Source organism: Candidatus Berkiella cookevillensis (assembly GCF_001431315.2).
GTDB lineage: Bacteria > Pseudomonadota > Gammaproteobacteria > Berkiellales > Berkiellaceae > Berkiella_A > Berkiella_A cookevillensis.
The window spans coordinates 707,046-724,717 of the sequence record NZ_LKHV02000001.1; the positions used below are offsets into that span (position 1 = coordinate 707,046).

The 17,672-nt window shown below is 37.1% G+C and carries 15 protein-coding genes; 6 read left to right on the forward strand and 9 right to left on the reverse strand.

Going from position 1 to position 17,672, the window contains the following annotated elements; all coding sequences use genetic code 11:
- Positions 1-12 precede the first annotated feature (12 nt).
- The 3 genes from CC99x_RS03155 (at position 13) to CC99x_RS03165 (ending at position 4,532) form a co-directional block, all read left to right on the forward strand.
- On the forward strand, positions 13-2,814 hold the full coding sequence (locus tag CC99x_RS03155; protein ID WP_057624508.1) for an FAD-binding protein: 2,802 nt from the start codon (positions 13-15) through the stop codon (positions 2,812-2,814).
- A gap of 12 nt (positions 2,815-2,826) precedes the next feature.
- Complete coding sequence (locus CC99x_RS03160) at positions 2,827-3,429, forward strand: DNA-3-methyladenine glycosylase (RefSeq protein ID WP_057624507.1); 603 nt, start codon at positions 2,827-2,829, stop codon at positions 3,427-3,429.
- An 89-nt stretch (positions 3,430-3,518) separates the two neighbouring features.
- On the forward strand, positions 3,519-4,532 hold the full coding sequence (locus CC99x_RS03165) for a hypothetical protein (RefSeq protein WP_057624506.1): 1,014 nt from the start codon (positions 3,519-3,521) through the stop codon (positions 4,530-4,532).
- Between the two features lie 155 nt (positions 4,533-4,687).
- Here CC99x_RS03165 and CC99x_RS03170 read toward each other — a convergent pair whose 3' ends face one another.
- From CC99x_RS03170 to CC99x_RS03205, 8 genes are all read right to left on the reverse strand, one after another.
- Complete coding sequence (locus tag CC99x_RS03170) at positions 4,688-5,440, reverse strand: HNH/ENDO VII family nuclease (protein WP_057624505.1); 753 nt, start codon at positions 5,438-5,440, stop codon at positions 4,688-4,690.
- A gap of 71 nt (positions 5,441-5,511) precedes the next feature.
- A complete protein-coding gene (locus CC99x_RS03175; RefSeq protein WP_057624504.1) occupies positions 5,512-6,660 on the reverse strand; it encodes an ADP-ribosyltransferase in 1,149 nt (382 codons plus the stop codon).
- Between the two features lie 28 nt (positions 6,661-6,688).
- Positions 6,689-6,952, reverse strand: a complete 264-nt coding sequence (locus CC99x_RS03180) for a hypothetical protein (RefSeq protein ID WP_057624503.1) — start codon at positions 6,950-6,952, stop codon at positions 6,689-6,691.
- Between the two features lie 212 nt (positions 6,953-7,164).
- On the reverse strand, positions 7,165-8,511 hold the full coding sequence (locus CC99x_RS03185) for a hypothetical protein (RefSeq protein ID WP_057624502.1): 1,347 nt from the start codon (positions 8,509-8,511) through the stop codon (positions 7,165-7,167).
- A 48-nt stretch (positions 8,512-8,559) separates the two neighbouring features.
- Positions 8,560-8,901, reverse strand: coding sequence for an STAS domain-containing protein (locus CC99x_RS03190; protein ID WP_057624501.1), 342 nt, complete (start codon positions 8,899-8,901; stop codon positions 8,560-8,562).
- Positions 8,902-8,923: 22 nt separating this feature from the next.
- Positions 8,924-9,343, reverse strand: coding sequence for an ATP-binding protein (locus CC99x_RS03195; RefSeq protein WP_057624500.1), 420 nt, complete (start codon positions 9,341-9,343; stop codon positions 8,924-8,926).
- A 14-nt stretch (positions 9,344-9,357) separates the two neighbouring features.
- Positions 9,358-10,521 carry a SpoIIE family protein phosphatase gene (locus CC99x_RS12965; protein ID WP_057624499.1) on the reverse strand — a complete coding sequence of 388 codons (1,164 nt, stop codon included), beginning with the start codon at positions 10,519-10,521 and terminating at the stop codon, positions 9,358-9,360.
- Between the two features lie 14 nt (positions 10,522-10,535).
- The gene (locus CC99x_RS03205; protein ID WP_057624498.1) at positions 10,536-11,702 is read right to left on the reverse strand and encodes a sensor histidine kinase; all 1,167 of its coding nucleotides are present in this window, start codon (positions 11,700-11,702) and stop codon (positions 10,536-10,538) included.
- Positions 11,703-12,117: 415 nt separating this feature from the next.
- Between CC99x_RS03205 and CC99x_RS03210 the strand changes: the two genes are divergently transcribed.
- Entirely contained in the window at positions 12,118-13,056 is a 939-nt protein-coding gene (locus CC99x_RS03210) for a universal stress protein (protein WP_057624497.1), read from the forward strand.
- Between the two features lie 84 nt (positions 13,057-13,140).
- Here the strand turns inward: CC99x_RS03210 and CC99x_RS03215 are convergent, their stop codons facing one another.
- Positions 13,141-15,900 carry a cation-transporting P-type ATPase gene (locus tag CC99x_RS03215; RefSeq protein WP_057624496.1) on the reverse strand — a complete coding sequence of 920 codons (2,760 nt, stop codon included), beginning with the start codon at positions 15,898-15,900 and terminating at the stop codon, positions 13,141-13,143.
- Positions 15,901-16,148: 248 nt separating this feature from the next.
- Here CC99x_RS03215 and CC99x_RS03220 point away from each other — a divergent pair, with 248 nt between their 5' ends.
- Together CC99x_RS03220 and CC99x_RS03225 are read left to right on the forward strand one after the other, a co-directional pair.
- Positions 16,149-16,730 carry a pyridoxamine 5'-phosphate oxidase family protein gene (locus CC99x_RS03220; protein ID WP_057624495.1) on the forward strand — a complete coding sequence of 194 codons (582 nt, stop codon included), beginning with the start codon at positions 16,149-16,151 and terminating at the stop codon, positions 16,728-16,730.
- 80 nt (positions 16,731-16,810) lie between these two features.
- Complete coding sequence (locus tag CC99x_RS03225) at positions 16,811-17,629, forward strand: outer membrane protein (RefSeq protein WP_057624494.1); 819 nt, start codon at positions 16,811-16,813, stop codon at positions 17,627-17,629.
- The last annotated feature ends 43 nt before the right edge of the window (positions 17,630-17,672 follow it).

The window sequence follows — 17,672 nt, forward strand, 5'->3', positions numbered from 1 at the left end:
CTAGGATCCGCGATGCTTATCATGAAATCATTTTATCAAAACTTAAAATCAAATATGAAATCCTCTATTGCTAGATTGGGTAATTTGAGTAGTTTGCCTGCAAGATGGATAGATAATATTCATTTGAAACAAACAACCTCATGGTTCTCTAAAACGCTAGATTTTGTTTCAACACGTTTGATTTTTATTGCTTTTTTCCCTGTTTTTGCGGTTGCTGATGTTATATTTAATGTAGGTTATTCACTTTTTGCGAAAACAAGAGCGCTATTGTCGAAAAATGCATCTTCAAAAGCCACTCTCAATATCCAAGCTTCAGAGTCATTTGATTTAGCTGTGAAAAATATGTTGGCTTTTCTGGCGTCACTGATTGGCTTTTTTAACCCTCAGCTGGTTTCCTTCTATTTTATACCTAAAGAAAAAAATCAGAATAATATTGTCTCAGGTGGTGGTTTATATCATCAAACAACAAGTATTGAGGCACCAAAAAACGAACAAGCATTGATTCGTATTTTAGAAGAAGCGAATCAATCAAATAAAACGATCAGCGTGATTGGCGCAGGTAGGAGCCAAGGAAAGCAATTTCTTCCTGCCGATGAAAAGAGTATTGCCATTGATATGAGTCATTTTAATCATATTAAAATCAATGCCAAAGAAAAAACTGCCATTGTTGGAGCTGGTGCAACGTGGGGTGACTTACAAGTTGCTGCAAACCCATTACAGCTAGCTGTAAAAGTGATGCAAGCCTCTAATGTCTTTAGTATTGGTGGCTCTATCGGTACCAATATTCATGGCTGGAATAAAACAGGCACGATTGCAAACACAATTCGTGCGATCCGAATTATAAATGCAAGAGGCGAAATTCAAAAATTGACGCCTAAAGATGAATTATTTGCTTATGTGGTAGGTGGTTTCGGTCAGTTTGGCATTATTCTTGATGCTGAAATTGAGCTTGCCGATAATCAATCTCTAGTAGAAAGAAGCATTGTCGTTAAGCCAGAAAATTACGTTGATTATTTTAAAAAGAACGTAGAAAAAAATAATGAAAAAAAGATGCATTTATATAGACTATCTATTGATCCTAAAAATCTATTAGGTGAAGGTATTGCTGTTAACTATGAGGAAATTCCTGCGACTCAAAATGCAACAACAAAAGATTTTAGTAAAGAGCCAATTCATGGAACACGGTTAGAGCGTATATTGGTAAATTTTGCGAGAAGATTTCCTTTCTTTAGAAAATTTATTTGGATGTATGAAAAAAATAGATTATTAAAAAATGAAACGCTAACAACCACGAATGAAATTATGCATCCCCCTATTAATGCTATGTTTAATAACTCGAAGAGTGAATCAGAGTGGTTACAAGAATATTTTATTCCAGGTGAAAATTTAGATAGTTTTAGAAAGGCATTAGGCGAGTTATTAACTAAAAATAAAGTTCCTTTGATTAATGCAACTGTTCGCTATGTAAAGCAAGACAAAATTTCTAAAATGGGTTATGCAAATCAAGGCGATCGATTTGCGATTGTATTATGCTTTAATCAATCATTAAAGGCGCATGAAGTTATTAAAGCTAAAAAATGGATTAAAGAGTCTATTGATTTAACTTTAGCGCATGGCGGCGCTTATTATCTACCTTATCAAGCGGTTGCTTCAAATGAGCAATTTGAAAAGTCTTACCCTACTTATGATGAAGTTGCTCAGAAAAAACAAGAAATCGATCCTGAGGGAAGATTTAAGAGTGGATTTAGCACACAGTATTTTAAGAAAGAAGTTAATTTTTATAAGGCCATCTTTCAATCTCCACGCTTGAAAGCAGAATTTGGGAAATTCTTAGACAATGTTTTGCAGCGTGTTGATAAAGATAAACTCTTTGCATTGATGGATGATATTTTATCTTATGCAGATTCTAATGAAGATATTTATTGTGAATTGCACAAAAGAATTTCTGAAGTTATGCCATCCTTTATAGGGAGTGCTACAAGAATTCTGTCTTCATTGAGTGATATTAAGCACGATCTTGGGCAACAAGTTGCAACTTTAATGCAAGATAAATCTAACAAAGTAGATACCATCAATGGATTGGTTGAAATAGGTTATCCCGGGCGGTTTATTGGCACCTTAAGAAAAAATCATAAGATCGCAGGTACTGTGACGGTGATAAACGATCAAGAATCTTTAACTGATTATATTCAAACAGGTTTTCCAAGACCTTATGATCAGTTTTTGCCTATTAATGATTATGCTCCCTTTGATAGTGAAAAATTGAAAGATAATAGTGTGGATATGGTAACTTGTTTTATTGGGTTACATCATATACCTGAAGATAAGATGGATGGCTTTTTGAAATCAATTCGTCGCATTTTAAGACCTGGTGGTAGTTTCATGTTGGTTGATCATGATGTACGATCTGAAAAAGATCGTGCGATGGCAAATATGGCACATAGTATTTATAATGCTGTCATGGGTGTCTCTTTACAAGAAGAAAAAGGTGAAGTCAGAAATTTCCATTCACTTGCACACTGGAATAAATTATTAGAAAAGTATGGGTTTGGAAAAATAGTATGCGATCAGACAATGCAAAGAGCAGGTGATCCCAGTAAAAATACGATGATGCGTTTTATCAATCATAAGCCAGCTGTTAGCAAGGCTATTCAAGCAGCAGAGATAAGCGATTTGATCAGAGAAAAAGCACGTACCGTTTTACATGCACAGGAAAAATTTAAAATGCAGTCTAGAAATGCTAAAAAATTCGAAAAAAATAATAAAATTGAGACAAGAACAAGTAGAAAACAAAGAACAAGTTGCAGCGCTTAATCTTTGATTACAATGACTATACTGACTCAAAAATTCTACTTAAATGATGATGTTGTGGGTATCAGTCAAGCATTGCTGGGTAAGTTTTTAGTCACATGCTTTGACGGACAATTAACAGCAGGCATGATTGTCGAGACGGAGGCGTATCGAGGCGCTGAAGATAAGGCTTCTCATGCTTACAATCATAGACGTACTGCGCGCACAGAAACGATGTATCAAGCAGGTGGTATTGGCTATGTCTATTTATGTTATGGCATTCATCATTTATTTAATGTAGTAACGGCACAAGCTGGAACACCTCATGCTGTTTTAATTAGAGCCGTTGAGCCGGTCGATGGAATTTCAACCATGATAAAGCGCCGTAATATGAAAAAAGTGGAGTCACGCTTAACTGCAGGACCAGGTGTATTGTCGCAAGCATTAGGCATTACCACGCAGATTGATGGATGTTCATTGATTGGTGATAGGATTTGGATTGAAGATCGTGGTATTCATTTTGCACAGAAGCAAATTATTGCCAGTCCTCGTGTTGGGATAGACTATGCACAAGAGCATAAGTTGTTGCCTTGGCGGTTTAGGGTTAAGGATAGCCCTTGGACCAGCACAAGCCGCTAATATTACTATACAGGACAGCCACATTAAGTTGCTTTACCCAAAAATTTTGAGCTAGAATTCCTTTCAGTAATAAGGATATTTTTTAAGTTATGACTTTAGCTCGCTCAGAACAAATTGATTTGAATGCAACGCCGTATTATCACGTCATGAATCGATGTGTACGCCGTAGTTTTTTGTGTGGTTTCGATGAGCTAACCCAAAAAGATTATTCGCATCGTAAAGCATGGATTGTCGATCGATTAAAGTATTTATCGGATATCTTTGCTATAAAGATCTGTGCTTATGCCATCATGAGCAACCATTATCATGTTGTTTTATATGTGGAAGATAAGCAAGCTGAGGCTTGGTCAGAAGCAGAAATCATCCGTCGTTGGGCTTCTATTTTCCCTAAAGATGCCGAAGAAAATAAGCATCTAAAACAGAAAATTCAGCTTTGGAAAGAGCGCTTAACGAGCATTAGCTGGTTTATGCGCTGCTTAAACGAAAAAATAGCGCGCGATGTAAACGGAGAGGATGATACTGCAGGACGATTTTGGGAAGGGCGTTTTAAATCTCAAGCCTTGTTAGATGAGGGTGCATTATTAAGCGCTATGGTTTATGTTGATCTAAACCCAGTGAGAGCAGGCATTGTTCAAAAACCAGAAGAATCAGAATTTACTTCCATTTATGAACGCATTCAGTATATTTCTAAGCAATTAAAAATCAATAAACCAAAATCCATTAAACAGCTTAAGCGCGAAAAAGCGGACATATACAATAGTCTTGCACAACCCAAGTCCTTAGTGCCTTTTGCAGACATCTCAAAACATCATTCTCATGTCATCGATTTTAAACTTATAGATTATTTAGAGCTTGTAGACTATACAGGCCGAGTAATTCGAGAGGATAAAGAAGCAGGATCTATCCCAGAGCATCTGGCGCCAATCTTAAGCAGATTACAATTTGAGCCTCAAAACTGGATATCCTTAGTCAAAAATTTAAGTAAAAGCTTTGCTCATGCAGTGGGGAGTGAAATATTGCTGTTGAATTTTGGCAAAGAGGTGAGGAAAGGTTTAAAAGGCATCACTCAGGCAAAAAAATTATATTCAAGCATACACGCTTAATTCAATATTTCATTCAAACTCACCTGTTAATCATTTCACAAGATATTTACCCGAAGATCATCAATGATGGTAGCAACGGCCAATTCATTATTCGATTATTGCATGTTTTTTCTTGTTTTTAATTATGGCTGTCCTGAATTTATTTTGAGCTTTCATCACCGGCCATAACGCCGCATAGGTTGATTTTCTTTATCCAGATCAAGGTGCATAGCAGCCTGGTTTTTCCAAAAGAAATTTTTCTCTTCTTGAAATAAGTCTCTTTTTACTCGGTTTATAGGGGATATATTGCTGTGTAGTTGAGGATGATAATCTTGATGGAATGAATTAGTGAGTATGATCCATGCTCCATCGTGCGATTGATCAAGATGATGGATAACGATTAAATCTCTCCCATCTAAACCCACAGGGCAATTGCCATTTTGCATGCGTTGCAAATTAGTATTTCCATTTGCATCTAATTGCCCAATATCATACAAATGATAATTGGCATAAACGATCCTATTTTCATGTAATATTTTATTTTGCATCATGTCATGCTTTTTTAAAAAAGCTTCTCTTTGTTGAATAAGCTCGTTTTTAATACAACCATTTGCATCTATATGATCTGCATCTTGCAGTATTTTGGGCTTTTTGTGACAAATAATACTGGTGTGATAGAATCGAATACCTTGATAATATTTTGCTTTTCTGTAATAAAATAAAGAACTTCTCATCCAATGCTGTGGCTGAGTATATGTTTCATTAGAAGAAATTTTTGGCTTAGTATTTTTTTGAGATAATTTTAATGCGTTGATCCGATGACATAGATCATCAAGATCTGTTTTAGGATCTATTTTTGATTCAGTATAATGGTGTTTTTTTATTAGCGGCTTTATGCGAAAGCACTGTAAGAATCGTGTTCCTAACATTACAATTATTTATATATGATTTATATAGCAATTAGGCTATGCTAAATTATGCTAATTAGCAATCATTTGCATTAAAAAACTTCAAGTAGCGCACTTGTTTGAGAAAATAATTCAGATACAGATGAATGAGCATATGATAATGGGAGGGTATCTAATGTGCCATCCAATATATTATTATCTGAGACGCAAGAGAGCACCTCATCAAAGCAAATAGTGTGATTATCGACGACAGTTTTAAGACTCACTTCTTTGAGACTGTGTGTTAATTTTTCTTGATTAAAATCAGTTAAAAAATCTATTTTTATATAATTTTGCTCTGCAAAATCAATTAGATTTTTAAATTGTATTAGTTCATTTTCTGAAAGTGTATTTGCATCATCTAGTAATGGAGTAACAACTTTTGCCTGAAACCGGAAGGTTCCGTAATGATAGTCATAGGCTTCCCACAAGATATGCCCTGGTAGAATAAGATATTCTTCTTCCCCTTCAAATTGTGAGAGACCTGTAATATTTTTTCCATAGGTGTGATCAAAAATAATCAGACTGCCACTTGAAAAACCTTCACTGATATAGCTATTAAGAGAAGTACTCATAAAAGCAGGTTCATGTGTAATGCCATCTTCTATCTGTGCAAGTTGTATTCGCATTTGGATTTCATCATGGCTTGGGGAATGCTCACCTCGGTAGGTGTGACTATGATGATCGGTTTCTGGCATTATTTTGTTAAGGCCAGAGGCTAAAAATCCCATATTGAGTATCAGTTCATTTGCTGTGTCATTTAAATTTGTGGGGTGCGCGCAGCAATAGTCCCAGGCATAATGCAGAGAATCTACTTTACCATGCAAGAAAGAATTAATATCGTGATAATAAGATCCAGTATAATTATAAATCGCTAATTTTTCAGCGTAACTTAAGCTACTGTATTGGTTATGATGGCCATTGCCAAATTCTCGATTAAAAAAATAGGGAGAGTAACTTTGTTCAAAATGATAACTGTCATTCTGATTAAAGGATAAGTGATTAAAATTAATTTTTTGGGTGAGTTCGGATAAGTTGATAGAAGCATTGCCAATATGTGTAAACAAGGCATCCTTGCCGTGTTTATCTGATTCAATGCTATGTTGCACGCTATTTGGTATTTCTAAAATGCATTTTACAATCAACTCGTACATTTGAGTATGCAGATCTTTGTTTAAAGGGCCATACTTTAATTCTGACATAACTCGAATATACCTTTGTTACTAATTGTTATTTTGAATCTGGAAAATAATAATTACTGAACACGTTTGCGCCAGCAGTAGCAAGAACTTGCAAGCCTGCAACGCCTATTTTAGCAGCTATGCCTGCGGGGCTGCCAGCCGCTATGCTTACCGCAGATTGTGCAACCATAACGGTTAAATAGCCTAATTGTGAAGGGCTTAAATCAATAATGGGTGCTGGTTTTGGGGCTGGCTTAAAAAAGCTAAATCCACCTGAAACAAGTTCAATTTCTGCTGTATGTAGTACTTTCATTGTCTGGCCTTATCTAAAACGCATAATTTGTAGCAACTAAGTTGGAGATATTAATTTATACCTTGCCGATAGTCAAGTTATTTGTTCAACTTGTCAGAAATGTATCTTATATGTATATACGTCAAATATCCTTGAAACATGGCTGTCCTATATTTTTTTGAAAAAATATTTACAGCTCAATAGCTTAGTAAGATATGAAAGAGGGGGGGGGGTTAAGCAAAATAATAAATTAAGCTCATGGTGCCTTTTTGTTGAATCAGCTTTTCAGAGTGCTTTGTTATATTGCCAATATGAATATCAGATACGCGATTTGCATAGGCAATTTGATATTCAGAGCGGAGGTTGAGTTGCGAACTAAGATTTGTTTCTAGTCCCCAACCTGTGAGATAGAGGAAAGGGTGAGTGAGTTTATTTTGATTCATTTTAATGGTGGTACTACCAGAGCCCAGTATCACATAAAGTGCCCTATTTAAGAAAAGCACGCCTGGTTTTACTAATACGCCATAGGTGGGACCTGTTCTTAAGCTATTTTGTAGTTGCCCCACATCGCCTTGACTGGTTATAAGTAGAATATCAGGATTGTGATCTAATTTTAGTGGATCAAATGCTGCAAAAATCTCTGTGAATAACACTAAATTTTCAAGAACAAAATTTCTGCCTATTTTAATATCAATATCAGGCGAGAGCAGTGAGGTTCTGTGGTTAGAGCGCACATAGTTTTGTTGTAGGCTGTAATTTGATAATGAAGCATTTAAATTTGCTTGTAGTAGTCCTAAACCAGCTCCAATATACCAGCCTGATAGGGGGTGATTAGATTGTGCCATAAAACGATAGGGCGTGTGCCATTTAATCCCAAAGACAGATTGAAACAATAATCGATGAGCAGAATTTTGAATATTATATTGAACACCATTAATGCTTTTGTTTTCATTGAGTTCAAGACCTTTCAAATAACCAAAGATAAAATCCTGATATACAGAAATGTTAGGATTTAATATAAGCTCTAATCCTAAACCTATCATTCCTGCAGGTAATTTTTGGCTTTTGTGTGATTCTACGCCTTCCAGAAAGTTGTTCTGAGTGATGTTTTGCAAGGTTGTTATGTGTGCTGGTGCAATAGCAAAGACAAGCGGAGTGTAAACAATTGAATTGGAGGCGAGTAAAAATCCGGGCTTGAGAAAAATCTGGTATAAATTACTGATTTGGGTTGTATGGGTCAGTTCATAGGACTGACCATTGGGCATCGGACTTAAGTTTAGTATGCGAGTATGTGTGAATTCAGAAAGTGTGGCACGTAATTCTGTGCCAAAGGTCCATGATTCTCCCAACATAGTATGTCCAAAGCCAGCGCCAATGTTGGAACCAAAGGCAACGCTTTTATGTTGCTGTTGTACTTGAATGGCGCCTAGTTGAGTACTCGTTGTGTCATGTGTAGTAGATCTATCTTGAACTTGTGAAATACCGCCTTGGACACTCATGGAGGTTAAATGCTGAAGTGCATAGGATGCAGGAGAAAATAGAATAAAAGCTAAAGCTGTGGTCAGTACTGATTTATTCAAAGTGGTATCTTTAAGCTTTTATTCTACAGCTCTATATAAAATATTTTGTTATCCGGCTTTAATTGCTTGCACCGCGTCTGAGACGGAGCCATGGATATCAAATATAGAAGAGAAGCCACTGATATCAAAAACTTCTCGTACATCTTTAGACATATTGCAAAGATGCAGCTTGCCGCCATATGGCTTTACTTTTTTCGCTGCTAATAGCAACACGCGTAAACCAGCACTGCTGATAAACTGAACATTCAAAAAGTCGACAGCCATTACATTGTTCCCTTGATCAATGATTGTTATCAGCTGTTCTTCAAACTCAACTGCAGCGGTACTATCAATTCTGCCACTAAGAGAAACAACGACTTTTCCATCGACGGTATCTTGAGAAATTTCCATGGTAGACCTTTATCTTTGTTAGTTAATCTATTACTTTAACTGTTCTAAGTACATTGTAATCACCTTCGCGTACATATTCTACCTTGTCCATGATAGTCATGACTAGGTGAATACCTAAACCACCAATTTCGCGATCGTCAATAGACTTGATGACATTGGGGCGGCTTTGCTTCGTTGGATCGAAGGCAACGCCATCATCTCTGAGTTCTAACTCAATATGCTCAGGAAAAACACGACACTCCAAACAGACAGCATGCTCAAGTTTATCAACATAGGCGTGCCCAATGATGTTGGTAACCAATTCATCCACGCACAACAAAATTTTGTTAATTGTTGATTGAGGAATATGTTTTTCATGTAAGAAATGTTCGACGCGACGCGCAACTCTGGGCGCTTCCTCTGCATTATTTGCAAAATGTAAGGTAATGTGATTGTTAATCATTGGTGCTGTCCATGTCAGTTTGTTTTCTTGCCTAAATAACGCAATGCCAGCATTGTGATATCATCACTTTGCGGCCATCCCGCTGCAAAATTAACTATTTCTGATCCTATTGTATTAACTAATTCGCTTGCTGCCAAACCTCGATTGGCGTTTAAGGAAGTAACAAGCGTTTCATCGCCGAAAAATCTACCATCACCTGTTTCTGCTTCTGTTACCCCATCAGTGTAAAGAAACAGTAAATCATTGGGTTGAATCGTAATGGTGTCTTCTTTGTAAGTCTGCTCAGCTATAACGCCTAAGGCCATACCATGTTGAATTTTCATGGTTTCGATGCTATCCGCCCGAATAATATGAGGGGGATTATGTCCAGCGTTACAATAGGTGAGTACTCCCGACTCCGTATCCAAAATACCATAAAATGCTGTTACAAACATCATATTCGTGTTGTCTTTTTCAAGGGCAATGTTAACCTTGGTAAATGTCTGCCCTGGTGATAAGTCGTTGAGTGCGTTTGCGCGAATGAGTGTACGAGAAACTGTCATGAACAAAGCTGCAGGGACACCCTTGCCTGAAACATCGGCTATCACAATGGAAAGTTTTTTGCGCTCATCATCAATCCAGAAGAAATCGTAAAAATCACCCCCGACAGATTTTGCAGCAGTCATTTTAGCGAAGACTTGTAAAGAGTTATCATTGATAAAATCTCTGGGCAATATGGATTGTTGGATTTCACTTGCGACATTGAGTTCATGCAAAATACCATCTAATTTTGTTTTAGTCTTTTCTGATTCGATGAGATTCTGAATGTGCTTCATCGTTTTTTGTATTGTGACCGTTAGATCATCAAAGTTAATGGGCTTGGTGACAAAATCAAAAGCACCTAAATTCATTGCTTGTCGAATGTTATTCATATCTCCGTAGGCAGATACAATAATAGGGATAACCTCTGGGAATTTTTCCCCGATGTTTTTAAGTAAGGTTAAGCCATCCATTTCTGGCATGTTGATATCAGAAATGAGCAAGCGAATATCTTTTTCAGTCCCTAAAACATTTAGAGCCTCAATGCCATTGTGTGCAAAATAAAGTGAGAATTGTTTTTCTCTTATTTGTCGCCTAAATCGTTGTTTCATCAGTACTTCTACATCAGGTTCGTCATCCACGATGAGTATTTTATCCACGACAAGCTCCTGTTTTATTTCTTGTTATCTTTAGGCAAAGCAATAACAAATTCTGTGTATTCACCTACAACAGAGTCAACTTTTAATTCGCCTTTGTGATCATCAACAATAATTTCATGACAAATGGCTAAGCCTAATCCTGTGCCAACTCCGATGGGTTTGGTTGTGAAAAAAGCCTGAAATATCTTTTTTTTCGTTTCTTGAGTCATGCCGATGCCATTGTCTTTGATATGAATATAAATTTTGAAATCATCTTCATCGGTTTTAACTGTAACGGTGGGCATAAAATCTTTAGGTAGATTAGGATTTTTTTCACGTTTCTCATTTGCAGCATAAAAACCGTTATTGATAATGTTTAATACAACACGACCAATGGTTTGTTGAGAAACCACAACTTCAGTTAAATTTGGCTTAAGTTCTTTGACTATTTTTACGTTGAAGTCAGCATCTTGTGCACGCATACCATGGTAAGCCAGATTGAGATATTCTTCTACGAGCTTATTAATGTCAGTTTTAGATTTTTCGTCTTTTTGGCTTCTTGATTGAATGAGCATGTTTTTGATTGTGGATTCAGCACGTTTACCATGTTCGTTAATTTTATTGCAGTTTGTACTAATGTCTTCCAGTATCGCTGAGAGATCTTCTTTCACTTCTGTTGGAATGGATTCAACAGTATCTAGGACTTCTTTCAATTCATTAACGAGTTCTACAGTTATATCTGAGAAATTGTTAATAAAGTTTAAGGGATTTTTGATTTCATGAGCAATACCGGCGGTTAGCATGCCAATAGAAGCCATTCTTTCTTGTAAGATAAGCTTTTCTTGAGCTTCTTTTAAATGTTGCATTGTTTCTTCAAGTTGAAGATTCTGTGATTTTAATTCATGTGTTCTATTATCAACATTTTCTTCAAGTGCATCATTTTGTTTGTGCAGTTCTTCTAGTAAAGTTTTGTTTCTTTCTAAGTGCCACTGTATGCCATTTAAAGTCATATATAAAATCCCAAGTACAGCAATACCCAAGCTAGACAAAGCAATCATTGCATTGTTACTCAGTTGTTCTTTAAGCAAAAGGATAGCAAGCACGCCTATAAGCGCGAAAAGAAATGGTAAGGCCCAAGGCTTGTGAACAACAAACCGATAAATTGGTTTCAGCAACTTGGGTGGTTTTTTTTGCGATACCAAATGTCTACCCCAATAATTGATGATTGTTAACCTGAAATCTTCCTCGGTAATATCTTGAAAATAAAAATATCTGTAAAAATAATCAGATTTTGAAATGAGGTTGCTTCAGAATAACTAATTACAAGAATAGACTATTGTTGGCTTGGTGTAGATACGAACTTTGCTAGAGTTGAAAGACTAAAAATATATTTACTTGTGGTTTTACTTTATAGACTGAAGGCTATAAGCCTTAGTAGAGAGTATTCATTTAGAGCTATTACTTTTTCTTTGGATGAAAATAGTCAATGCATTAAATTAGTTTTAGATATCTGTCTGTATATGATGACAGTATTATATGTGGGGGGCACAGTATTCACCAGTGTTTATAAGTCCTGTTATACTTCGATAATAAGTGTTCTTCAGGAGGGGGAGATATATGCAAAATTTTCAAAATATTTTATTTGTCAGCAAAGGAAATGTTGAGCGCACTGAAGCACTTAAACAAGCTCTTTGGCTTGCTAATAGTACTCAGGTTCCCATTAAAATATTAATTCTGTGCCCTGAATTTTCTGGTGCAATGAGTGAATATAAAGAAAAATTTGAGCAATCTATTAGAGATCAATTTCAGAGCTTTATCACTAAGATCTGTGATGAATTAAAAATAGACAACAAGCAGGGGCAGATCAATATAGATATAGAATATGGATCTACACCCGTTATTCGTATTATCCGACATGTTTTGCGTAATCAGCATGATTTGGTCATAAAAGATGTAGAAGCAGTTGAAAAAGGTTTTAAATCCATTGATATGGAGCTTTTGCGTAAATGTCCTTGTGCTGTTTGGTTGTGTCGACCCAATGTACGTGCAAATCTACAAAAGGGCATTCATTTAGCGGTAGCTATTGATGCAGAAAGTGAGGAACAATCTGCGCATGATCTCTCATTGCGTCTTTTAAAATTATCACATTCACTCGCAGATACTTATGGCGAAGAGTTGAATGTGGTTTCATGCTGGGATTATGAATTAGAAGATTATCTTCGACATAATCTTTGGGTGAATATGCCGGAAGAGAAGCTGCAAAACTTAATAACAGAGGTGCAAACAAAGAATCACCATGCTTTGGATTCTCTTATCAAAGAATCTAAAATCAGTGGAAAAATAAATATAGGGCATTTCAAAGGCCTTCCTGATCAAGTGATTCCCAATTATGTGTTAGAGAAAAACATAGATCTTCTGATTATGGGAACGGTATCTCGAACAGGGATTCAAGGATTTTTAATTGGAAATACTGCTGAGAATGTGGTGCAAAAAATCAATTGCTCATTATTGGCACTGAAGCCAAATGGCTTTGTTTCATCTGTTAAAGCATATTAGATAAAACCAGAAAAGTAGAAGCAGTCCCCCAAATGCCCCTTCTGCGTTTAGTCTGGGCGCATTTTGGGGATAGCTTCTAGTTAATCATGAAGATCTTTTATTTGATCGCATGTATAGCTCTTTCAGTGCAACCAATCTTGAGCTATTCAAAATAAAAGATCTTAATAATCTGAATGCTTTCTTTTCAACTTCAATTATCAATAGTAGTAATACGCCCGTACCAATGACCATAATCCCGTCTAGAAATTGTAATGGACGTGTTCCAAACACATAGTTGAAAAAAGGGATATAGGTTACTGCGACTTGTGCAAGTGTGATGCATATTACACCTAATAATACAGGCAATGTGCCTAAAACACCGACTAAAGTAAGCGAAGTACCATATACATATCTGACGCTAAATAGATAAAATATTTCTAATACAACAATCACATTGACAACAAGCGTGTGTCCAACCTCTACGGGCATATTGCGTGCAATAGCATAATAGAACATGCCAAATGCACTGAGCATGAATAATATGGATACGAAGATGATTCGCCATAGCATAAATAAAGAAATAATTGGCTCTTCTTTTGCGCGTGGTGGGCGTTGCATTGTGCCAGGTTCTGTTGGTTCAAAAGCAAGCACTAAGCCTAGAGCGACAGACGTTACCATATTTACCCATAGTGTTTGAACCGGCGTAATTGGCAAAGGGAGCGCAAACATGACTGCTACGATAATGGCAAGTACTTCTCCAACATTGGTGGGAAGTGTCCATGCAATGACTTTGCGTATGTTATCATAAACGGTTCGTCCTTCTTGCACAGCAACGGTAATAGAGGCAAAGTTATCATCTGCCAGCACTACTTCTGAAGCTTCTTTCGCAACTTCAGTACCTTTATTTCCCATAGCTACACCAACATCTGCTTGCTTAAGTGCGGGTGCATCGTTCACGCCGTCACCTGTCATTGCAATAACATTGGCATCTGCTTGCAAAGCTCTTACTAAGCGTAATTTATGTTCTGGGCTAGTACGCGCAAATACAGTGATTTCTTTTGCTGCTTTGCGTAACATTTCATCATCCATTGAATCGACCTCTTGGCCAGAGAGAACTTTTGGGTCTCTTGAGATGCCCAATTGCTGAGCAATGGCTTTTGCTGTAATGGCATGATCGCCTGTTATCATAACGACCCGAATCCCTGCTGTATGACAATGGCGTACCGCTTCAATCGCCTCTGTGCGAGGAGGATCTATCATGCCAACCAAACCTAATAAGGTGAAGCCATTTTTCGTATCGTCGAATTCAAGATTATTTTTATTGATATCGAATGTTTTTGTTGCTAATGCTAGTACGCGTTGTCCACGCGCAGCAAGTGCTTCAAGATATTGCAACCAGTGCTGAGTGTTGATAGGTTGCTCGCCCTTGTTATGGTTTTCGGTGTTACACATTGCAATCACTTGCTCGGGTGCACCTTTCAGGAACAGGAGCTTCTTATCGTTTTGAGGATCATGATGCAAAGTTGCCATAAATCTGTATTTTGCATCGAAGGGGATTCCATCTTTATAAGGGAATTGTATTTTGAGAAGCGCTGATTCAAAACCAGCTTTAAGTGCTAACACCACTAGCGCCCCTTCCATTGGATCGCCCACGACTTGCCAACCTGTTGCTGTGTGATTTAAAGATGCATCATTGCAAAGGAGTGCAGCACGACAAAGATCTTGTATTGTAACTTCATTCTTAATATGGATGGTCTGTTCGTTTTGTTGGAAGTCTCCACTTGGCTCATAACCAGTGCCTGTTACTGTAAATTTGCCAGCAGTAGTTACTATTTCTTGTACCATCATTTCATTGCGCGTTAGTGTACCCGTTTTATCAGAACAGATGACAGATATTGAGCCTAGTGTTTCTACGGCTGGTAAATATCGGATGATAGCTTGGCGCTTTGCCATTCTGTAGACACCAATCGCAAGCGTTATCGTCATGACAGCAGGTAGGCCTTCAGGAACAACCGCTACAGCAAAACCAACGACGATCATGAAAGCATCCGCGATATCATAGCCTCTTAAGAAGTAAGCTGCGCCAAAGAGAAGAACTGCCACAGCTAGAATCATAAAAGTGAGTTGTTTTGCCAGCTTGTTCATTTTCTGTAGCAGGGGCGTTTTGAGTGTTTCTACATTGGCTAACATTGTGTTAATGCGGCCCAGCTCTGTGGATGTGCCAGTAGCAATGGCAACACCAGTGCCTTGCCCATTTGTAACAAAAGTACCAGAGAAAGCCATACAAGATTGCTCAGCCAGTGGGCTTTTCTCCTCTACAGTGTCCGTTGATTTTTCTACGGGAACTGATTCACCTGTCAAAGCTGCTTCTTGAATGCGTAGAGATTTTGCATGTACCAAGCGCAAATCAGCAGGCACACGATCACCTGCTTCTAGTACTATCAAATCGCCTGGGACGATTTCTTCTGCATCCACTGTAAATCGTTTTCCATTACGGCGTACCGAAGCACGCGGCGCAACGATATTACGAATGGATTGTAGTTCTTTCTCGGCTTTTCCCTCTTGCACATAACCAATGATAGTGTTGACGATAATGACGGCTAAGATCACTATTGCATCTACTTCATGTCCCAGTAGCGCTGCAATGATAGAGGAAACCAACATGATCCAAATGAGCATATTGTTAATATGGGACCATAGTCTTACATACCATGCGCGACCTATATTTAATGGAAGACAATTGCGCCCATGCATCTCTAGGCGCTTTGCAGCTTCTTCAGTGCTTAAGCCTTCTAAGCTCGTTGATGTTGTTTCTAATACTTCATCATTCAACATGCTATGCCATGATTGTTGTCTTTTTTCCATTTTAGTTTTAGGCTCCTGTTTAAAAAAACAAGCATTACTTAAGGACTTGCTTTCCCAAGATTTTAGGTATATCTAGCAGCTTAAATAACTTCTGCTAAGTCAATCAAATTTCAATAAATGCTGAAGTGATGACTAAGTATTATATTGCGCATAGTAATTTTTTAGCTGTAATTAAGAGGATTTGAGCTTGCTACTTTAAATAATATGCTATTATGATTTGCTATTGAAAATGAAACATTGATGGTGATATGGAAAGCATTATTCTTTTTGAAAAAATTAAAAACTGGATAAGAAAAGAAAAAGAATTAGGTTCACAAGAAGCAGGGAGTATTGTGCTAGCAACTGCGTCTTCCAATGGTCAAGTGCATAGTAGGGTTGTAGCCCTTAGAGAAATAACAGAATCAGGTCTATTATTCTTTACACAAAAAGGAAGTAGAAAAGTAAAAGATTTGAGTGAAAATCCCTCTGCCTCTATGACTTTATGGTTGGCATTACAAAGACGTGAGGTTGTATTAGATGGAGTAGTAGAATTGTTAAGCCATGATGAAAACAGGCTTTACTGGGAAAGCTTGTCTCGTGAACGCCAGTTACGCTTTTGTGTTTATAAGTCTGGTGAGCGTATTGAAACATTCAATCATTTACAGCTTGATTATGAAACATTAGAAAAAAAATATCAGGATCAAAACATCCCTGTGAGTGAAAGTTATTGTGGCTATCGCTTCATTCCTAGTCGGATTTATTTCTATTGTTTAGGGCAAGATAGCTTTTCTCAGGTAACACAATATATTTTGAATGATGGTGTGTGGGAGGAGGCGATAATTTCTCCATAGTTAAAAAGCAATCAAATGTATATCATTTTATTAATAAAATAATCAGAGTCTATGGAATAAAATATTAAATGGAGTTTAAAATGCAATTACGTATCTCTTCATCTGTCTTTTTATTTGCTTTAACAAGCACGGCTTTTGCAAGTCATTCTCCTGCTGCTACTTCTGTGGCTAAGTTTTATCTTGGTGCCTTTGGTGGCGGTGGTTCATCCAATCATTTTAAGGCTAGCCAGTTTGGTACAGCTTTCTTTCCAGAAGCGATGGGTGGGCCTTTATCAATCAATGCTTTTGGTCAATTAAATAGTAAAAAAACAGCATTTTTAGGCTTTCAGCTTGGTTATCAGGCACAAGAGATACCTTTAAACGCTTCTTCGCAGTGGGCATTAGGCGTTGCTGCTGAATTGGAAGGATATTTTATGAACAAGCGTTCATTTAGCGGAACCCTTGTTAATAACAATACTGTCAGACTTCCTGAACATGATTTTATGGTTTCATATCCAATGAAAAAATCTGTGTTTCTTGTAAATGCTGTTTTAAGTTTTAAGAAAGCAAATCTCCCTATTCATCCTTATATTGGTTTTGGTATTGGTAATGCAATTACAAAAATTTCAGATGCATACGCTATGCAGATAAATCCACCTGAAGCGGATGTTAATCATTACAATACAAGTATCAGCGATACTAAATCGACTTTTGCTGGTCAGCTAAAGCTAGGTTTAAATTATGATATCAACAAGTATCTAAGTCTTTTTGGTGAGTATCGATGGCTATATTTAGCAAGCACTGATTTCTTATTTGGTTCAACGCTGTTTCTTAACCATGTCGAAACGAGTAGTTGGCAAGTGAAACTAGATGCTCAAAAGTATAACTTAGGAAGTGTTGGCATAAGATTTAAATGGTAAGTGAAAATATCATATTTATTTAAAATTTGATTGAGCTTGGATA

What these genes read in the sequence shown, in the direction of transcription:
- CC99x_RS03155 (WP_057624508.1), top strand. Translation starts at nt 13, where the DNA reads ATGCTTATCATGAAATCATTTTATCAAAACTTAAAATCAAATATGAAA.
- CC99x_RS03160 (WP_057624507.1), top strand. Translation starts at nt 2,827, where the DNA reads ATGACTATACTGACTCAAAAATTCTACTTAAATGATGATGTTGTGGGT.
- CC99x_RS03165 (WP_057624506.1), top strand. Translation starts at nt 3,519, where the DNA reads ATGACTTTAGCTCGCTCAGAACAAATTGATTTGAATGCAACGCCGTAT.
- CC99x_RS03170 (WP_057624505.1), bottom strand. Translation starts at nt 5,440, where the DNA reads ATGTTAGGAACACGATTCTTACAGTGCTTTCGCATAAAGCCGCTAATA.
- CC99x_RS03175 (WP_057624504.1), bottom strand. Translation starts at nt 6,660, where the DNA reads ATGTCAGAATTAAAGTATGGCCCTTTAAACAAAGATCTGCATACTCAA.
- CC99x_RS03180 (WP_057624503.1), bottom strand. Translation starts at nt 6,952, where the DNA reads ATGAAAGTACTACATACAGCAGAAATTGAACTTGTTTCAGGTGGATTT.
- CC99x_RS03190 (WP_057624501.1), bottom strand. Translation starts at nt 8,901, where the DNA reads ATGGAAATTTCTCAAGATACCGTCGATGGAAAAGTCGTTGTTTCTCTT.
- CC99x_RS03195 (WP_057624500.1), bottom strand. Translation starts at nt 9,343, where the DNA reads ATGATTAACAATCACATTACCTTACATTTTGCAAATAATGCAGAGGAA.
- CC99x_RS03210 (WP_057624497.1), top strand. Translation starts at nt 12,118, where the DNA reads ATGCAAAATTTTCAAAATATTTTATTTGTCAGCAAAGGAAATGTTGAG.
- CC99x_RS03215 (WP_057624496.1), bottom strand. Translation starts at nt 15,900, where the DNA reads ATGGAAAAAAGACAACAATCATGGCATAGCATGTTGAATGATGAAGTA.
- CC99x_RS03220 (WP_057624495.1), top strand. Translation starts at nt 16,149, where the DNA reads ATGGAAAGCATTATTCTTTTTGAAAAAATTAAAAACTGGATAAGAAAA.
- CC99x_RS03225 (WP_057624494.1), top strand. Translation starts at nt 16,811, where the DNA reads ATGCAATTACGTATCTCTTCATCTGTCTTTTTATTTGCTTTAACAAGC.